Source organism: Nocardia beijingensis NBRC 16342, from assembly GCF_001612785.1.
Taxonomy (GTDB): domain Bacteria; phylum Actinomycetota; class Actinomycetes; order Mycobacteriales; family Mycobacteriaceae; genus Nocardia; species Nocardia beijingensis.
The window spans coordinates 16,826-33,540 of sequence record NZ_BDBC01000038.1; the positions used below are offsets into that span (position 1 = coordinate 16,826).

Here is a 16,715-nt window from a genome sequence, read left to right on the forward strand (position 1 = left end):
CGGGGCGGACCGGGGGTGTGGCTGTCGGGCTGAAGTCACAAGGCGGGGGTTCTGTTGTCCACCCCTCCTTTTCTGGGTCCGCGCGGATCGTCGAGGAACCAGCGACCGTCGAGTTCCGGCAGTCCCGACGACACTTCATCCAGCAGGTCGGGCAGCGTCAACAGCACCCGGTCGGGTGCTGCCGCGACCAGATCCCGCGGGCTGATGATCGGGATGTCGGTGCCGGGCATTCGGCGTCCCTGCTTGGCGGGCGCGGCGTCGGCGACTCCGGCGACAAGCCCCTGATGCGCACCAGCCAGCGACAGCAGGGCGACGGCCCGGGACGCGGCCCCGTAGGCGTAGACTCGCTGCCCGGCTGCGGCCGCATCGATCAGCCAGTTCCGCAGCGCGCGCACGTGATCGTCCACGAAGCGCTGTAGCAGGCGCAGCGATTCCGGGGTGATGAACTCACGTTCGCGGGACAGGATTTCGCGCACGGTGTGGTCCGGCGCCGCGGGGCCGCGCCGAGCTGCCACCAGAACCGTCCCGCCGTAGAGATCGAACTCCCACGCGGTGGTCACGCCCATGCCCGCGTCGGCGAGCGCCCGGCTCAGCGCGTGCAGGGAGTAGTACGCGAAATGCCCGTGGCGCAACGCGTTCCACTGCCGCTGTGCCACGATGGCGGCGAGCGAGTGGTACTGCAGCAGCAGCAGTCCGTCCGGAGCGAGGGCCGCGGCGCGGGCGGCGAAGGCGGCCCGCTGGTCGGGTTCGTGCATGATGCCGAAACAGTCCACGACCAGCTCCGCCTGCGCCGTGCCGGCTTCTGCGCACCCATGCTCGGCCAGCAACGGCAGCCACGAACCACCGTGCGGACTGCCGAATTCGATGACCGTGTCGCCGCGCAGCAGGCCGGCCGCGTCGACGCGCCCGATCGCGTCGGCGGCCTGATCACGGAGGGCCCGCGGCTCCACTCCACGGGGTTCGGACGCCACCGTGTCGTCTTCGGCGAGCTGTGCGAGCTCGCATCGCGCACACCGCACCATCCGCAGGGGATGCGTGGTCTCGTCCGGCGTCACCGGCCGTGCCGCGGGCGGGAAATCATCGGCCGCGGGCACCGTCCCGAGATCCAGGACGGTGTGCAGAACGGTGCCGGAGCAGGCGCGGCAGCGACCGGTCATGACACGATGCCGGTGTGCGTATCGAGCAAACCGACCTGGCCGACGTGGTGGTGCTGGTCCCGGCGCCCGTCCGGGACGAGCGTGGCCTCTTCACCCGGACCTTCGATGCCGCCGAATTCGACGCCTACCTGGGGATTCCAGGAATTTCGGCGAGTTTCGTGCAGGACTCGCAGTCCCGGTCGCGCCGGGGAGTGGTACGCGGCATGCACGGCCGATCCGGGCGCGGGGAGGCCAAGCTGGTCCGCTGCGCACACGGCGCGGTGCACGACGTGCTGGTCGATATCCGGCCGTCGTCGCCGACCTTCGGACGGACGCAGGCGTTCCGCCTCGATGACGAGGAGTTCCGGCACCTGTACGTGCCGCCGGGGTTCCTGCACGGATTCCAAGCGCTCACCGACATCGCCGACGTGTGCTACCGCATCGATCGGCCGCACGATCCCGCCGAGGATCTCGGCGTCGCCTTCGATGATCCGGACTTGGCGATCGCCTGGCCGCTGCCGGTGACGGTGGTGTCGGATCGCGACGCGAACGCCGGACGATGGAGCCATCTGCGGGCTATCCTGTCGCCGGCGCGGTGACCGCGCGCAGCCGCGGATCCAGTGCGCCGGACGCGCGCAGCCGCTGGAGCCACGTGAGTCGCGTGAATCGCTGGAAGAAGGAGTCCTCGGTGAGGCCGCGTTCGGTGTACTCGCGGTAGAGCTCGGCGGCGCCGTCGGGCACCGACCACTGCGCCCGGAACCCGAGCACGGTGCGGGCGGCGGAGAAGTCGACCCGGTAGGAGCGTGGGTCGGCCCCGGTCTCACCGGTGATCAGCAGCCGCGACCCCGGCACGGTGGCCACCACCGACTCGGCGATCTCGGCCACGGTGAGGTTGTTTCGCTCGGTGCCGATGTTGAACGCCCGGCCCGCGACGGCCGATGCCGGTGCGGTGAGACAGCGTTCGAAGGCTGCCGCGATGTCGCGGGCGTGGACCAGCGGCCGCCACGGCGTGCCGTCGGAGAGCACCTTGACCACACCGGTGAGGACGGCGTGACCGACGAGATTGTTGAGCACGATGTCAGCGCGGGGCCGAGGCGAGAATCCGAACGCGGTGGCGTTGCGCAGGAACACCGGAACGAAGTGATCGTCGGCCAGCGCCGCGACGTCGTCTTCGACTCGCACCTTCGACTCGGCGTACGGGGTGATCGGCCGCAGCGGCGCAGACTCGGTCACCAGCTCGTCTCCGGCAGCGCCGTACACCGAGCAGGTGGAGGCGTACAGGAACCGTGACACACCGGCTTCTTTCGCGAGCCGAGCCAGACGCACCGAGGCGCGATGGTTGATCTCGTGGGTGACATCCGGCGCGAGCGCACCCAAGGGATCATTGGACAGCGCGGCGAGATGGATCACCGCGTCGATGCCGCGAAGAACTTCGATCTCCACCGATCGCAGATCGAGGCGCCTGCCCACCGGGTCGCCGGAGAACTCGCCGAGCAGACAGTCGGCGAACCAGCCGGTGTCCAGCCCGACGACCTCGTGCCCGGCGGCCCGCAGGATCGGGACCATGACGGTGCCCAAATATCCCTGATGCCCCGTGACCAGGACTCGCATCGTTGTCACTGCTTCTCCCATCGAATGACGGCCTTGTCCACCACGAAGGCTTCGGCGTACTCGGTGCGGCACTGCACGCCGCGGATCCGCGCCGAGGCCAGGAACGCGGTTTCGTCGAACCAGTCGCGACCGGTCTGGGACGGGTAATACCGGTGCAGCAGTTGCGATTTCAACTGGACCAGCTCCGCGTCGACCGGGTGGAACACGCTGGGCGCCGGTGTGTCGACCTCCGCCTTGAGGATCTCGTAGCCGAGGATCAGGTGGTCGCGGAACTCGGTCGGCACCAGCTGCGCGAGCGTGCGGTGATCTTGGTGCGCGTCGCCCGGTTGCGGGGCGAACACCAGGTCCGGTTCACCCGCCCGGCGAAACTCCGCTACGGCCGTCTTGATCCGATCCCAGTGCGCCGGTGCTCGTCCGTCCGGGACGTCGAGCACCGTCAACTCCGGGGTCCGTCCCGCGCAGAAGGCGGTGAGCGCTGCCCGTTCCTCCGCTTCGCGCTCGGTGCCCGCACCGGAGAGGACCAGCGCGCGCACCCGCATACCCGGATGGGCGCGGGTCAGCGACAACAGCGTGGCGCCCATGCCGATCGGGATGTCATCGCAATGCGCGCCGAGCAGGGCGATCTCGGCGGGCCGCGGGGGAAACAGCGCGATCACGGCTCCCACACCATCCACGGCCGGTGTCCGCTGCGGTAGGCCGCGTCGAGCTCGGCGCGCTCCTTGAAGGTGTCCGCCGGCTTCCAGAATCCGTCGTGGCGGTAGCCGAACAACCGGCCCTGACCGGCGAGCGCTCCGCAGGCATCCTCCACCAGATCCCCACCGGGTGGCAGCAGGTCGAAGATCTCTCGGCCGAGCACGAAGTAACCGCCGTTCTCCCACAACGGCATACTCGCCACGGGAACGATGTCCTTGACCTCGCCGGTAGGGCTGAGATCCACGCAGTGGAACGATGATTGCGGTGGCACCACCAGCAGAGATGCCGCGGCCCCCGAAGCGTGGAACTGCGTGATCATCTCGTCCAGGGGAGCGTCCGTGAGGACGTCGGCGTAGTTGGCCAGGAAGTACTCGTCGTCGCCGAGGTGCTCGCGCACCCGGCGCAATCGCTCTCCGATGGCCGACTCCACGCCGGTGTCGACGAAGGTGATCGTCCAGTCGTCGATATCGCTGCCGAGCAATTCGACCCGGCCGTTGCGGATCACGAAGTCGTTGGACGCCGACTCCCGGTAGCTGAGGAAGAAGTTCTTGATGTGCTCGGCGCCGTATCCGAGGCACAGGATGAATTCGGTGTGACCGTAGTGCGCGTAGTACCGCATCACGTGCCACAGCAAGGGGCGGGGGCCGACGAGTTGCATCGGCTTGGGCACCATGTCATCGGTGCCGCCGCGCATGCGCATGCCGTAGCCACCGCAGAACAGGACGACTTTCATCCGCGCCGGTTTCCTTTCGACTCGGCTCCGGCCGGCACGGTCGGGGCCGGGGACGCCGGGTCGACCACGTGCAGCTCGGGCAAGGGATAGACGAGCCGACCGCCCCACTCCGCGACATGCCGCAGCTGTGCGGTGATCTCGTGCTCGAGATTCCAGGGCAGCACCACGACCACGTCCGGACGATCGGCGTCGAGCCGGGACGGCGGGTAGATCGGGATTCGCGTTCCCGGCGTGAATCTGCCGTGTTTGTAGGGATTGCGGTCGACGGTGTACTCGAGGAGATCGGGCCGGATCCCGCAATAGTTGAGCAGTGTGTTGCCTTTGCCCGGCGCACCGTATCCGACGACGCGTTCGCGCCGGCGTCGGCAGTCGAGCAGGAACCCGAGCAACTCGTGCCGCACGGACTCGGCACGTCGCCGCAGCGATGTGTAGCCGTCCGCCGAGTGCAGTCCCGCTGACCGCTCGAGGTCGAGCACTTCCCGCACCCGGTCGCTCACCGCCGCCGCGGCGGCACCGGGGCGCACCCACAGCCGGATCGATCCGCCGTGTGTCGGCAGCTGATCGACATCCACCACGGTCAATCCCGCGACAGCGAGCGCACGTTGCGCCGAAAGCACGGTGTAGTACTGGAAATGCTCGTGATAGATGGTGTCGAACTGGCCGAGCCCGACCAAGTTCAGCGCATGGTGCACCTCGATGGTCAGCATGCCGTCGTCCGCCAGCAGGATGCGGAGCGCACGGGTGAAGCCGCGCAGATCCGGGATATGCGCGTAGACGTTGTTGGCGATCACGAGATCCGCGGGGCCGTGTTCGGCACGGATCCGGCGAGCCGAATCCTCGTCGAGGAAGGTGGTTTCGGTGGGTACGCCCGACTCGCGAGCCGCTGTTCCGACGTTGACCGATGGCTCGATGCCCAGGCATCGGATGTCGCGGTCGACGACGTGGCGGAGCAGGTAGCCGTCATTGCTGGCGACCTCCACCACGAAGGAGTCTCTGCCCAGCCCCAGCCGGGCGGCCGCGGTGTCGACGAACTCGCCCGCGTGGCGGACCCAACTGTCGGAGTAGGAGGAGAAGTAGGCGTATTCGGTGAAGGTCTCCTCCGGTGTGATCAGCGCCGGAATCTGCAGCAGCAGGCAGTCGGCGCACACCCGCAAGTGCAGAGGGTAGGTCGGCTCGGGCAGGTCGAGTCGGTCGGCGGTGAGGAACGATTCGCACGGCGGCGTCGCCCCGAGATCCAGAACGCTGGACAGTCTGCCGGAGTCACAGAGTCGACAGCGCACAGATCCGATCCTTTGCTCGAAACGTCCCGGCCCCGTCGGGACGCCTGTCGCGGCGCACGGAAGCATGAGCTGCCCGGCGGATCACGAGATGCGCGCGACGAGAACGTCATTCGTGGTACGGGCCGCATTTTCGCGACCGTCAGCGTACCGACGGCAATATCGGCTGGATTACAGATCAGTGTTACAAACTGTGATATAGAGCACATTACATATTCACCATCATGGTGTTATTCCCGATGCGTATCGAGATCGGTCGCCGACGGGATTCGGATCAGTTAACATCCCGATCACGCTGCTTCGCGCATACCTCTGATCGGCGAGAGACGTTGTGACACTTGCCGATCAAGTGCCGATGAAGCGCTCGGTAGAGGCGGTCGGGACGCTGCCGGGAAAGACGATCTCCGGATCAGGTAGCAATTCCACCGTTGCCCCAGGAGGGGTGTTCTCTTGATGAAATACAAGGCTGTCCCGGCATGGCATGGGACCGCCGAGTCCCCACGATCCTTCGTGGCTCCACCGGTTACCGTCTCGACCCGTAAGGCTTGGCGATCGGAGTATGTACGTCGTATCGCCATCACGGATTTCGCCGCCGTTTCCCTCGCCGTGGGTAGTGCGCAGCTGATTCGCTTCAATGGGGGCGGCGCTCCACCGCTGGCCTGGGAGGGGCCGTACCGGGTCGGTTACACGGTGGTATCGGGCGTGCTCGCCTTGGGCTGGTTCGCGATCCTCGGCAGCGCGGGTAGCCGCGCGCCGCAACTGGTCGGCAGCGGAGTCGAGGAATTCCGGCGGCTGATGTCGGCGACCATGCACCTGTTCGGCGTACTGGCATTCATGTCGCTGGCCCTCGAAATCAACGTCGCCCGAGGTTATCTCGCGATCGCCTTTCCGACCGGCGTCCTCACGGTGGTCGGTGGACGACTGTGGTGGCGTCATCGGCTTGCCGCGGAACGCCGCCGGGGACGCCATCGTTCGGCCGTACTCGTGGTCGGCACCGCCGATGCGGCCGCGGCGATGACCGCGGCGTTCGCCGCGGACCCCGGCGCCGGTTACGACGTTGTGGGCGCCTGCGTGCCGGACGGGCAACCAGGCGATGCGCCGCTGGCTTTCGCCGGCGGTACGGTGGCGGTCGTCGGGGACGACAGCGCGGTGCTGCGAGCGGTCCTGCACACCCACGCCGACACCGTCGCCATCGGTCCCACCCGGCATCTCGGGCCGACCGAGCTGCGCAGGCTCGCTTGGGAACTCGACGCGCTGGGGGTCGAGTTCATGCTGGCGCCAGGGGCGATCGACATCGCCATCTCCCGGCTCACCAATCGGCAGGTCGCGGGGATGCCGATGATGCACATCGCCGAACCGCAATACGAGCGGGCTCGGTCGGTCAGCAAAACGGCCTTCGACATCGTCTTCGCGACGATCTGCCTGTTGCTGCTCCTGCCGGTGTTCCTCGCGATCGCGATCGCGGTGAAGACCACCAGCCGCGGCCCGGTTTTCTACCTGTCGGAACGCATCGGCCGATACGGCCTGCCCTTCCGCATGATCAAGTTCCGCAGCATGCACGACGACGCCGACCGCTATGCCGAAGCTTTGATCGCGCAGCAGGGTGGGAACCCGGTCTTCTTCAAGATGAAGGCCGACCCCCGGGTCACGCCGGTCGGGCGATTCCTGCGCAAGTACAGTCTCGACGAGCTGCCGCAGTTCCTCAACGTGCTGCGCGGCGACATGAGCGTGGTCGGGCCGCGACCGCAGGTCCGGCGGGAAGTCGACACCTACGACCACATGACGCGCCGCCGCCTGCTGGTGAAGCCGGGGCTGACCGGCTTGTGGCAGGTCAGCGGCCGGTCGGACCTTCCGCTCGAAGACGCGGTCCGACTCGATCTGTCCTACGTGGAGAACGTGTCCATGCGAATGGACCTGCGGCTGATCGCCCGCACGGTCGGTGTGGTGGCGCGGGGCGACGGGGCGTACTGAAGACCCGCGGGCGGCGGTAGCCGAATGTTCGGACGGTCGCTCGTGTGATCGAATGGGTTCGCCCGATACTTGTGATCGGGCGGCCCGCATCTCTTGATCGCGAGGGAAGGTTCGCTCGGCATTGACGGCGCGGTGCCGGCCTTTCACCGGCGGCGACACGCCGACATCCACGATCTCAGGCCGGACTCTAGGCTCCCGGCATGAGTACGGCCCAAACCGAGAAAAGCCGACCGAGGAACCGACGATTGTGGTCACGGCTTCGCAGGTATCTTCCGCTCGTCTGCACCATCGTGGCCTGCCTCGGGATACTCGTCCCGGCGAGCAAGCCGGCCAACGCCGAGCTGATGTCATTGTCCCCGTTGCAAATCCTCGGGGGGACATTCGTGGCGGTTGTGGTGTGGACCGTGGTCATCGTCTACTCGATCCTGGCAGTCCGATCCCGGCGGCTTCGGGTACCTGAGTTCGGACCCCTGGCTGCTCCCGCACTGATAATCGCGCTCACGGCCATTTTATGGAGCGCGGACATGCCGATGGCTGTGCGCTGGCACCTCTCGGCGCACGCCTTCGACGATGCGGCACGGCAGGTGAGTGCCGGAATCGATCCACGGACGTTCGAAGGTGACCGCCTCGGCCTCTATCGAATTCGCGGTGTGGAACGCCTCGACGACGGCATCTACTTCAGGACTGGCCCTATGGCGGCCCATTGCTCGAGGGGAAGCGGCTTTGCCAACCTTTCTGGCCCTCGGCCCGCGACAGCAGCATCCCGTCACCTCGGCGGCGACTGGTACTGGTTCTGTTTCGACAGCGCGGGGTTGCAGTGCCCGATTACCCCATCGGCGGAGTGCACTAGGTGACCTCCGGCGAGGGCGGCACGGTTTTCAGATGGCCAGGCGCGCCGCGATGCCGTCGAGGACGGCGTCCAGTCCGATCTGGAACTGCCACTGCACGTCGTCCTTGCGGGCGGCGTCGTGGATATAGCGTGCATACATCGGGTAGCGGCCCGTGTTCAGCAGCCAAGTCATCTGTGTGGCGAGTCCGGCGCGGGCCTCCGCGCGGGTGGACCAGCCGCGCAGGCGGAGCGTCTGACTCAGCCTGACCTCCGAGTCGACCGCGCCGTGCACATAGGCGGTGACGGTGCTGAAGACCGCCATGGCGGTGTCCACGTCGAGCTCGAGGCCGTCGAGTGCGACGAGGACCGCTTCCGTCGCGGCCAATTGGTTCGGGGTCGGCGCGCCGCACGGCACCCGCGTCACCCACGGGTGTGTCACCAGAATTTCCCGTATGCGCAGGGCGACCGACCGCACGGTCGCGCGCCAGCCGTCCTCGCTGTCAGGCAGATCCAGCTCCCCGTAGACGAAGTCGACCATCAGCTCGAGTAGCTCGTCCTTGCCGGTGACGTAGCGGTAGGCGGCCATGGGGGCGACACCGAGTTCGGTGGCCAGGCGGCGCATGGTGACCGCGTCGAGTCCCTCGGCGTCGGCGACAGCGACAGCGACCTCGGCGATCCGCCGGGGCGTCAGGGTGGCACGGGGGGCAGGCGTCGGCCGTTCGATGCGCTCCCACACCGAGACCTGGTCCTTGTCCTCGCTCGCCGACTGTCGCTCTTGGGAGCCCACCGCTTGGATCCTTCCGCCGAATGATGTCGTGTACATCGTACCTGGAGTAGACGTCGTACACGCTGGTGTGTACGTTGTATTTCATGGATACAACGTACACACAATCGAGGGCGTTCCGTGGCTGACGCGACTACCGACACCCTGCGCACCGCGGTGATCATCGGCAGCACCCGGGACGGACGGTTCGGTCCGGTCGTCGCCGACTGGATCGCCGGACACATCGCTCAGCGCGAGGACATGACGGCCGACCTGATCGACCTCGTCCAGACGCCGCTGCCGACCGTCTTCCCGGCGTTCGGCCAGGCTCCTTCCGACGAGGCCATGGCACAGCTGGGCGCAGTGTCGCCCCGGCTGGCCCAGGCCGACGCCTTCGTCATCGTCACCCCCGAGTACAACCACAGCTTCCCCGCGTCGTTGAAGAACGCGCTCGACTGGCACAACGAGCAGTGGCACGCCAAGCCGGTCGGCTTCGTGTCCTATGGCGGGCTGTCCGGCGGGCTGCGCGCCGTCGAGCATCTTCGTGTCGTGCTCGCCGAACTCCACGCGGTCACGATCCGCAACACCGTCAGCTTCCACAGCTACGGGGAGGTCTTCGGTGTCGACGGCAAGCCGTCCGACCCCGGGTGCGACGGCGCCGCGAAAGCCATGCTCGATCAGCTCAGCTGGTGGGGGCAGTCCCTGCGCGAGGCCAGACGCGTCCGCCCGTACGCCGTCTGACGTCGAAGGACGCCGAACAAATTCTCGCGCTTCTTCTTTGCGGCGCCCGCCGGACGGCAGATCCTCACAGCAGGTGTCCCCGGCCGGGGCGGCCTCGAGCACTACTGCCCCGGATTCCGCTCAGCGACCGAGGCGGAATTCAAGCTCATACGCCCAAGCCGACCGCATGGCCTCAATCCCTCGTCGCAGCAGGTCGGCCTCTCTCGAAAGCGAACACCGATGCCTACGAATCCCTTCGAACGTGCCAGGGACATCCTGGTCCGTCCTTTCTCCCTGGGCAGTCTCACGCTGCCCAACCGCGTGGTGATGGCGCCGATGACGCGCGAGTTCTCTCCCGGAGGTGTGCCTGGCCACGACGTGGCGCAGTATTACGCCCGACGGGCGGCCGCCGGTGTCGGTTTGATCATCACCGAGGGCACCTATATCGGCCATGACTCGGCGGGTAGCAGCGCCCGTGTCCCGCACTTCTACGGTGACGAGGCGCTGGCGGGCTGGTCGGCTGTGGCCGAGGCGGTCCATCAGGCGGGAGGTCGGATCATGCCTCAGTTGTGGCATGTCGGAATGGATCGCACCGTCGGCCATCCGCCGGTCCCCGACGCCCCGCGGATCGGCCCCTCCGGCATCGCCCTGGACGGCACGAACTCGGGCCGAGAGATGACCCAGGCGGACATCGATGATGTGGTCGCCGCGTACGCCTCGGCGGCGGCGACTGCCGAGGCACTGGGCTTCGACGGCGTCGAGATCCACGGTGGCCACGGCTATTTGATCGACCAGTTCCTGTGGGCCCACACCAACCGGCGCACCGACGCCTTCGGGGGCGACATCGTGGGCCGTACCCGTTTCGCCGCTCGGATCGTGGCCGCCTGCCGGGACAGCGTCTCCGGCGACTTCCCGATCTCCTTCCGGTTGTCGCAATGGAAGGTGAACCACTACCAGGCGCGGATCGCCGACACGCCGCAGGAGCTGGAGACCATGCTCGGCCTGCTGGTCGACGCCGGCGCCGACGCTTTCCACTGCTCCACCCGGCGGTTGCAACTCCCCGAGTTCGAGGGCTCCGACCTGAATCTGGCGGGTTGGGCCAAGAAACTTTGCGGGAAACCCGCCATCAGCGTCGGCTCGGTGGGCCTCAGCAGCGAGTTCCACCAGATGTCACCAGCCGAAGTCACGGACATCGGCGAGCTGCTCGACCGCATGGAGCGCGACGAGTTCGACCTCGTGGCGGTCGGCAGAGCCCTGCTGGGAGATCCGGAGTGGCTGGCGAAGGTCCTCGCCGGCCGCGTCGACGAACTCACCCCTTTCCACGTAGGGCTCCTCGGCAGCCTCCGCTGAGCGCGGATCCACCGATCTATTGGTGACAGATAATCGAAGGATTGGAGCAAGCCAGAATGCACACCCGACCTACTCTCGGTGATCCCTCGCGCGCTACCACGGCTCACGAGGTGGCCGCACGGTTCGCCGAAGGGTTGCAACGGTCAGGCGCGGCGGGGGACGCGGACGGCTACGACGCCGCTTTCGCAGCGGACGTGGTGTGGGGCAGTCCATATGGCGCGTCGGTAACCGGCTACGCCGAATTGAACGCCATCCACCGCCGCTTGATGAACGCACAGGTCGCGCCACCGTCACACTTCGAAGTCGTCGGCGCGACCTCGCCCGCGCCAGGGGTCGTGCTGACCCAGATCCGCAGGCTCGCCGCCGAAGCGGGCGGATTCTCCGAGATCGCCATGTACGTACTGATCGAGAAGGATGGCCGATGGTGGCTCGCGGGGGCGCAGAACACGCCGATCACGGATCCACCCCAACGAACCGAGTCCAGTTCATGACGTTTCGACGCCCTCTGGCGGGTCTGTTCGCTGGAGCTTGGTCCAGCCGTTCCAGCCGCGCTTCTTCAGTAGCTCGGTCAGTCGACGGGCCGGCGGCCAAGTATCGAACGCCAGCGTGTCCAGCAGTTCGACCAACGGTGGCTCGATCTCGGGATCGTTGAGATAGTCTTCGCCCTGTTCGTCGGCTATCTGCGTGATATACGAGGTCATCTTGTCGGCCAACTCGACGAGGTTTCGGTCGTCGGTCTTGTCCAGAGCCTGGCTCAGCGTGAGATAGAAGTCGATGAGCTGAGGGTCTGCGATCTGTTTCCGCTTGCGTGTGATCCAGTCCGGGACGCGTTCCGGCGAACGCGCGACCAGCGGGATCCAGCCGTCGCGTTCGACCTGGACGATCCGCTCGTCGACTCCGAGTGCCCGCAGTCGGTCCAGAAACTCGACCAGCTCCGGAGGCAGCGCCAGGTTGTCCCCGGCAGCGAGGCGGGCGATTCGTTCGCGAAGCTGCTGCCGCTGCCGAATTTCCGCCCGCAGCTGCTTGTCGATGTCTGCGACCGCCGACGCGAACTTCTCTGTGTCGGCCTGTAGCAGTTCCCGGACGCGCGCCAACGGAACTCCGGCCTCGGCGAGCGTCCGGATTCTGATCAGCTCGACCACGGCAGCTGCGTCGTACCTCCGATAGCCGGAGTGGTCGCGTTCCGGCTCCGGCAGCAGTCCTTTGGCGTGGTAGTGCCGCACCGCTCGTACTGTCACTCCGGCGTAGGAGGCTACCTCGCTGATTGTCAGCATCGGACCGGTCTCCTTGATCTGGGAACCGTTACGAAGATGCCTGGCAGGCTGTGTCCTGGATGATCCGGGCGATCTCCTGGGCGTGGGTGACGAGCAGCCCGTGACCGGCGTCGAGCCACGTTGTGGAGATGTGCGGCTGGTCGCGGACCAGCCGCTCGATACCCGCCTTCCAGTTTTGATTGCGCCATGATGCACGCCCTTCGCCGCTGTCGCCGGCCATCGACGTCGACATGATCATGCTGATCGGACAGTTGATCTTCCGATACCGGTCGAGGATTGCAGACCGCACCATGTCCACCTCGAGATTCAGGTCGAGGATTTCCTGTGCGGTGAGCATCACTTGGCGCGGTGTGCCTTTGGCACCCTCGGTCCATGTAGCGCCGTCGAACATCGCACGAAACTCCGGCAGGTCGGCCTCGGTGATGAATGGTTCGGGCACCGGGTTCGCCCCGTCGATGAGAACCAGCTCAGCGGCGGTGCCGGGATACTCGCAGGCATAGTGCACGACCAGGTCCGCACCCAGCGAGTGACCGACGAGTACGGGCGGCGAGGGCAGGTCGAGGTGTCCCACCTCCGCCATCACAGCGGTGAAATCGCCCAGGAATGCCTTGAAGGAGTACCGGTCGGTGGCCGAGGAGAGGCCATGACCTCGCAGGTCGAAGGTCACCACGTCATGATCGCGCCGCAGCAGATCGGTCAGCTCGTGCAGATCAGCTTGTGTCGTAAGGAGCCCGGGGCACAGGACCAGCGGTCGTCCCCGACCGCCGCGGGACACCGCAATCGTGACGCCGTCGTGGCGGACCATGAAGTGATCGGTTTTCGCAGTCATGCCGATCATGCTGAGGGGTTGACCCTGCGTCAGGGTCAACTGCCGAAGCGTGGTGGCATCCGTTGCATCCCTGACCAGCGCTCCGAGCAACCGGCAGAGCGTTCGATCTGCGTCAGGTCTGATGGCAGAACATCCCGCTTGTGTCGACCGGGTGCTGACCGAGTGGTCCAGCGCCCGGGCGTCAGCGCAAGGCCTGCACCTCGCCCTACACGCGGCGCCGCGTCGGCACCGGCGCCGAAGCCTCGACGAAACTCGGTGTCACCGCGCTAGAAGACGGAGCAGCGTCCGCATCTGCCCGCTGTAGTATTCCTCGAATTCCGCTGAGCCGGGCTGTTTTCCGGTCGCCTGCGAAGCGGTCTCGGGCAGCATGACCGGGGCCAGGATCATGCCCATGACCGCGATGCGCACGAAGGCCGGATCCAAGTCCGGGTGGATTTCTCCGCGTTCCTGGGCTCTGGCCAGATTGGCCAGGTCGGTCTCGACCGCGTCGGCCCCTTCGGGATGGTCGGTGGCGGCACCGCTTCCGGTGAGCCCCCGCCACACCAGCAGCCGCGCAGGTCTCGGATCTTCCCGCACTGCGGAGAGGTAGCGCACGGCGACCTCCTCGAATGGGAGCTCCGGGTCCGCGCGTTCGGCCTCGGCCGCTGGCCAGCCGCGCTGGATCTCTCGGTAAAGGCCCTCTTTGCCGCCGAAGTAATACGTGATCAGCTGCTTGTTGACTCCCGCCCGCTCCGCGATCTCCTGCACCCGGGCGCCGTCGAAACCCTTGGCGGCGAACTCGTCCAAGGCGGCGTCGAGCAGTGCCTGACGCGAGCGTTCGGCATCGCGACGGCGATCTGCAGCGCTGGGCGCGCGGCGGGGACGACGGCCCGCGGCGGAAGGGGCGGAGTTCGCGGTGGTGTGGGGCTCGGTCGCCATTCGCACATCCTAACTCGCTGGATGATTGAGTCATCTGAATGGCTGCATTGTCATCCATCTGGTTGACGTACTCATCCGGGTGGATGACAATTCAGCAGTGACCATCTCGAATCCATCGGAAGCGGCCGTCGAGCGGCCGCCACTCAGCCCGCAGGCGCGACGGGCCGTCGTGGTTGTGCTGTTCGGCGCGGTTCTGGCGTTCCTGGACGCCACCGTCGTCAATGTCGCCGTGAAATCACTCGCCGCCGATCTCGGCAGCTCCCTCGACGCTATCCAGTGGGTCGTCACCGCGTATCTGCTGGTACAGGCGGCGGTGCTGCCAGTGACCGGATGGGCGGCACGCCGAGTGGGGGCCAAACGGCTGTATATCGGTGCGCTGCTGGCGTTCACCCTCGCCTCGGTCGCATGCGCGGCCGCGAACAGCGTCGGCCTGTTGATCCTCGCCCGGGTCGCGCAGGGCCTCGGCGCCGGGGTCATGATCCCCGTCGGGCAGATGATCCTGGTGACCGCCGCTGGGCGGCAGGGCATTGCCAGAGCCATGGTGGCCGCGGGCATACCCATGGTGCTGACGCCAATCGTCGGTCCCACCATCGGCGGGCTATTGCTGGAATACGCGGGATGGCAGTGGATCTTCCTGATCAACGTGCCCATCGGTGTCATCGGGCTGGTGCTCGCCGCACGGCTGCTGCCCGCGGACGAGCCGGGCGAGCCGGCCGGTGCCCTGGACGCACTGGGACTGATCCTGGTTTCGGCGGGAATGGTGGGTATCACCTACGGGCTCTCCGAGGCAGCGTCACACGGGCTTACGGCTACGCGGGTGCTCGTCACGCTGTGCGGAGGAACGGTGTGCACTGCCCTGTTCGTGGTGCGCTCGCTACGCATCCCGAACCCCGTGCTGGACCTGAGGTTGTGGCGGGATCGTTTCTTCACGGCGGGTACCGTCTCGACCTTCGTGATCGGAGCGGTGACCTTCGGCGCGATGGTGTTGCTGCCCTTGTACTTTCAGCTGGTTCGGCATCAGGACGCTGCGCACACCGGCCTGCTCATGGCGCCTCAGGGGCTCGGTGCGGCCGTCGCCATGGGGATGTCCGCTCGGCTCTACGATCGGGTCGGCGCACTCACCTGCTTGCTCGGTGCGCTCGTCGGCTGTGTTGCCACCATTCCGTTCATGCTGATCGCCGACGACACCCCGTACTGGCTGCTCGGCTGTGCCATGGTCGTGCGCGGACTCGGCATCGGCCTGGCTGCCATGCCCGCCATGACCGCCGCGCTGCGGAATCTCACTCCGTCCCAGATCATCTACGCCACACCGCAACTCACCGTCATGCAGCGCGTCGGTGGTTCTATCGGAACCGCCGCCTTCGTGGTCGTTCTGCAGCAACACCTGCACGACAAGGGCGTCGAGCAGCCTGATCCGGCGTCGGCATTTGCGGTGACCTTCGCTTGGGTACTGGCCGCGTCGGTGCTGGCGGTCATGCCGACCGCGCTCATGGCTGTCCTGGAGATGCGGACTCGCCGCGAACATGCGCCTGGCGCAGCGCCGAACCGTACATAAGGCGGCGACGAAGAGCGCGAAATATGTGCACGTGAAGCCCGGAACGCATGTCGGCGTGAAGAGGGGCTGGAACCGGCCATCGTACGTGGCCGTGGATGACGGGTGTATCCGCCGCTTTACGCAGGCCCGGTCCATGGGATTGGCCCTGTTGGGTGGTGGGTCGCACCCAGAGGCTCGCGTGTAGGTGTTGGATGGCGGAGTCGTGGGGCGGCGTGGGTGATCGTGTCGCGAGGGGGAGCCGACCACTACGCACGCAGGCTTCGTCGACGACAAGTACTGCGTCTGGCAGCGAGTTCGGCGGAGAACGGCGTCGCCATCGGCACTGCCGATCGGGAAGAGGCTAGAGTTCGGGGATCTCGGGGAGCGGGCCGGAGCTCAGCCGTTGTGCGGTGCGTTTGGGCATGCCGAACATCCGCAGCATCCGGTAGGTCATCTCGTCGGAGAGGGCGTCGGCGTCGGCGTGTGGATCGGCGTCGAGCAGTTGCAGCAGTCCCAGCAGCGACCCCCCTGCCGCCATGACCGCGAGCTGGGGGTCCATCGGCTCGAAGCGGCCCGCTTCCTGCGCGGCGATGATGTCGCGGCGTGCGCGCGGGGCCAGGCCCTCATCGCGCAGCATCACCGCCATCCCGGAGTTGAGTACCACGCGGACCATTTCCGGGATGCGACGTTGCAGGCGGCCTGTCATGCGGAAGCTGACGGCGAACACCTCGGCCGGATCGTCGTAGAGGGCGACGATACCGTCGCGCAGTTCGCTGTAGACCTGCAACGCCGAGCGAACGGCTTCGTCGAACAGCTGTTCCTTGGACTCGAAGTGGTTGTAGAACGAGCCGAATCCGACGTCGGCGGCGTCGGTGATCTCCTGGATGCTGACCGCCGCGCGTCCCTCCGACAGGAATGTGCGCGCTGCGGCGAGCAGCGCGTTTCGAGTGCGTTCACGGCGACGATCGGTGCGATTGCGCGTCACCGGCTCGGCGGTCATCGGCCCACTCCCTCTCGTCTGGGAGCAATCATAACTGACGAGTCGGTCAGTGCCGATTCAGATGACACCCAATTCTG

At 66.9% G+C, this 16,715-nt stretch carries 17 protein-coding genes; 7 read left to right on the plus strand and 10 right to left on the minus strand.

The genetic code is table 11. The features are described from left to right. Positions 1–35: 35 nt before the first annotated feature. Positions 36–1,157 (minus strand): class I SAM-dependent methyltransferase, encoded by a 1,122-nt coding sequence (locus tag NB3_RS21580; RefSeq protein ID WP_067806378.1) that lies wholly within the window; start codon positions 1,155–1,157, stop codon positions 36–38. Positions 1,158–1,171: 14 nt separating this feature from the next. Here NB3_RS21580 and rfbC point away from each other — a divergent pair, with 14 nt between their 5' ends. Next, the gene (gene rfbC, locus NB3_RS21585) at positions 1,172–1,735 is read left to right on the plus strand and encodes a dTDP-4-dehydrorhamnose 3,5-epimerase (RefSeq protein WP_067806381.1); all 564 of its coding nucleotides are present in this window, start codon (positions 1,172–1,174) and stop codon (positions 1,733–1,735) included. Here rfbC and NB3_RS21590 read toward each other — a convergent pair. Genes NB3_RS21590 through NB3_RS21605 form a run of 4 tightly spaced genes read right to left on the minus strand, consistent with a single transcriptional unit; the run spans position 1,713 to position 5,453 of the window. Continuing rightward, positions 1,713–2,747 (minus strand): NAD-dependent epimerase/dehydratase family protein, encoded by a 1,035-nt coding sequence (locus NB3_RS21590; protein WP_067806384.1) that lies wholly within the window; start codon positions 2,745–2,747, stop codon positions 1,713–1,715. The two genes, rfbC and NB3_RS21590, sit on opposite strands and share 23 nt — an antisense overlap. A 5-nt stretch (positions 2,748–2,752) precedes the next feature. After that, the gene (locus tag NB3_RS21595) at positions 2,753–3,403 is read right to left on the minus strand and encodes a PIG-L deacetylase family protein (RefSeq protein WP_067806507.1); all 651 of its coding nucleotides are present in this window, start codon (positions 3,401–3,403) and stop codon (positions 2,753–2,755) included. Next, complete coding sequence (locus NB3_RS21600; protein ID WP_067806386.1) at positions 3,400–4,173, minus strand: glycosyltransferase family protein; 774 nt, start codon at positions 4,171–4,173, stop codon at positions 3,400–3,402. The genes NB3_RS21595 and NB3_RS21600 overlap by 4 nt, the downstream gene beginning before the upstream one ends. Then, the gene (locus tag NB3_RS21605; RefSeq protein ID WP_067806388.1) at positions 4,170–5,453 is read right to left on the minus strand and encodes a class I SAM-dependent methyltransferase; all 1,284 of its coding nucleotides are present in this window, start codon (positions 5,451–5,453) and stop codon (positions 4,170–4,172) included. Before NB3_RS21605 ends, NB3_RS21600 begins: the two co-directional genes overlap by 4 nt. A gap of 450 nt (positions 5,454–5,903) precedes the next feature. On the opposite strand from NB3_RS21605, the gene NB3_RS21610 reads away from it, so the two are divergent. Next, the gene (locus NB3_RS21610; protein WP_084823550.1) at positions 5,904–7,421 is read left to right on the plus strand and encodes a sugar transferase; all 1,518 of its coding nucleotides are present in this window, start codon (positions 5,904–5,906) and stop codon (positions 7,419–7,421) included. A 200-nt stretch (positions 7,422–7,621) separates the two neighbouring features. Next, entirely contained in the window at positions 7,622–8,275 is a 654-nt protein-coding gene (locus tag NB3_RS21615; RefSeq protein WP_157111935.1) for a hypothetical protein, read from the plus strand. Positions 8,276–8,299: 24 nt separating this feature from the next. Here NB3_RS21615 and NB3_RS21620 read toward each other — a convergent pair whose 3' ends face one another. Further along, positions 8,300–9,037 carry a TetR/AcrR family transcriptional regulator gene (locus NB3_RS21620; protein WP_067806396.1) on the minus strand — a complete coding sequence of 246 codons (738 nt, stop codon included), beginning with the start codon at positions 9,035–9,037 and terminating at the stop codon, positions 8,300–8,302. Positions 9,038–9,154: 117 nt separating this feature from the next. On the opposite strand from NB3_RS21620, the gene NB3_RS21625 reads away from it, so the two are divergent. The 3 genes from NB3_RS21625 (at position 9,155) to NB3_RS21635 (ending at position 11,574) form a co-directional block, all read left to right on the plus strand. After that, positions 9,155–9,754, plus strand: coding sequence for an NADPH-dependent FMN reductase (locus tag NB3_RS21625; protein WP_084823552.1), 600 nt, complete (start codon positions 9,155–9,157; stop codon positions 9,752–9,754). A 219-nt stretch (positions 9,755–9,973) separates the two neighbouring features. Beyond that, on the plus strand, positions 9,974–11,083 hold the full coding sequence (locus NB3_RS21630) for an NADH:flavin oxidoreductase (RefSeq protein WP_067806398.1): 1,110 nt from the start codon (positions 9,974–9,976) through the stop codon (positions 11,081–11,083). 110 nt (positions 11,084–11,193) lie between these two features. After that, complete coding sequence (locus NB3_RS21635) at positions 11,194–11,574, plus strand: nuclear transport factor 2 family protein (protein WP_244892018.1); 381 nt, start codon at positions 11,194–11,196, stop codon at positions 11,572–11,574. Here the strand turns inward: NB3_RS21635 and NB3_RS21640 are convergent. The 3 genes from NB3_RS21640 to NB3_RS21650 all read right to left on the minus strand — a co-directional run bounded on the left by NB3_RS21640 (position 11,569) and on the right by NB3_RS21650 (position 14,104). Further along, complete coding sequence (locus tag NB3_RS21640) at positions 11,569–12,357, minus strand: MerR family transcriptional regulator (RefSeq protein WP_067806404.1); 789 nt, start codon at positions 12,355–12,357, stop codon at positions 11,569–11,571. The two genes, NB3_RS21635 and NB3_RS21640, sit on opposite strands and share 6 nt — an antisense overlap. A gap of 28 nt (positions 12,358–12,385) precedes the next feature. Beyond that, positions 12,386–13,276 (minus strand): alpha/beta fold hydrolase, encoded by an 891-nt coding sequence (locus tag NB3_RS21645; protein ID WP_244892019.1) that lies wholly within the window; start codon positions 13,274–13,276, stop codon positions 12,386–12,388. A gap of 168 nt (positions 13,277–13,444) precedes the next feature. Further along, positions 13,445–14,104, minus strand: coding sequence for a TetR/AcrR family transcriptional regulator (locus NB3_RS21650; RefSeq protein ID WP_067806409.1), 660 nt, complete (start codon positions 14,102–14,104; stop codon positions 13,445–13,447). 97 nt (positions 14,105–14,201) lie between these two features. Between NB3_RS21650 and NB3_RS21655 the strand changes: the two genes are divergently transcribed. Beyond that, complete coding sequence (locus NB3_RS21655; protein ID WP_067806411.1) at positions 14,202–15,659, plus strand: DHA2 family efflux MFS transporter permease subunit; 1,458 nt, start codon at positions 14,202–14,204, stop codon at positions 15,657–15,659. 340 nt (positions 15,660–15,999) lie between these two features. Here NB3_RS21655 and NB3_RS21660 read toward each other — a convergent pair whose 3' ends face one another. Continuing rightward, entirely contained in the window at positions 16,000–16,638 is a 639-nt protein-coding gene (locus NB3_RS21660; protein ID WP_067806414.1) for a TetR/AcrR family transcriptional regulator, read from the minus strand. Positions 16,639–16,715 lie beyond the last annotated feature (77 nt).

Coding starts and splice junctions, on each gene's coding strand:
- NB3_RS21580 (WP_067806378.1), bottom strand. CDS start 1,157: ATGACCGGTCGCTGCCGCGCCTGCTCCGGCACCGTTCTGCACACCGTC.
- NB3_RS21590 (WP_067806384.1), bottom strand. CDS start 2,747: ATGCGAGTCCTGGTCACGGGGCATCAGGGATATTTGGGCACCGTCATG.
- NB3_RS21600 (WP_067806386.1), bottom strand. CDS start 4,173: ATGAAAGTCGTCCTGTTCTGCGGTGGCTACGGCATGCGCATGCGCGGC.
- NB3_RS21610 (WP_084823550.1), top strand. CDS start 5,904: ATGAAATACAAGGCTGTCCCGGCATGGCATGGGACCGCCGAGTCCCCA.
- NB3_RS21615 (WP_157111935.1), top strand. CDS start 7,622: ATGAGTACGGCCCAAACCGAGAAAAGCCGACCGAGGAACCGACGATTG.
- NB3_RS21630 (WP_067806398.1), top strand. CDS start 9,974: ATGCCTACGAATCCCTTCGAACGTGCCAGGGACATCCTGGTCCGTCCT.
- NB3_RS21640 (WP_067806404.1), bottom strand. CDS start 12,357: ATGCTGACAATCAGCGAGGTAGCCTCCTACGCCGGAGTGACAGTACGA.
- NB3_RS21650 (WP_067806409.1), bottom strand. CDS start 14,104: ATGGCGACCGAGCCCCACACCACCGCGAACTCCGCCCCTTCCGCCGCG.
- NB3_RS21660 (WP_067806414.1), bottom strand. CDS start 16,638: ATGACCGCCGAGCCGGTGACGCGCAATCGCACCGATCGTCGCCGTGAA.